The organism is Vibrio sp. 811, from assembly GCF_033339195.1.
This window is the reverse complement of record NZ_JAWOUB010000766.1, coordinates 1-559: the sequence shown is the minus strand read 5'-3', so window position 1 is coordinate 559 and position 559 is coordinate 1. Positions and strand designations below refer to the sequence as shown.

Sequence of the window (559 nt, the reverse complement as noted above, 5' to 3'; positions counted from 1 at the left end):
TGGTTAGACGGAGAAAAAGTCGAATCGACTGAAGAAGATGAGCCGATCCTGGGCAAAACTTACTTACCACGTAAGTTCAAAACAACCGTAGTCATTCCTCCACAAAATGATGTGGATGTCCACGCGAATGATTTGAACTTCGTTGCGATTGCCGATAACGGCAAATTGGTTGGCTTTAATGTGCTAGTGGGTGGTGGTTTGGCGATGACACATGGCGATACGTCGACTTACCCACGTCGAGCTGATGACTTTGGTTTCATTCCTCTAGAAAAAACCTTAGATGTCGCGGCTGCAGTTGTGACAACTCAGCGTGACTGGGGTAACCGTTCAAACCGTAAAAACGCCAAAACCAAATACACACTCGACCGCGTCGGTACAGATGTCTTTAAAGCAGAAGTAGAAAAACGTGCGGGCATTCAGTTTGAAGCTAGCCGCCCGTATGAGTTCACTGAACGTGGTGACCGTATTGGTTGGGTAGAAGGTATCGATGGTAAATTCCACTTGGCGTTATTTATCGAGAATGGTCGATTGCTGGATTATCCGGGGAAGCCGCTGAAAA

The 559-nt window shown here is 46.9% G+C and carries 1 pseudogene; it reads left to right on the top strand.

Annotated elements, in window-relative coordinates:
* Positions 1–559 (top strand): annotated as a pseudogene (locus R7Q46_RS29285) (sulfite reductase subunit beta); the annotation flags it as partial.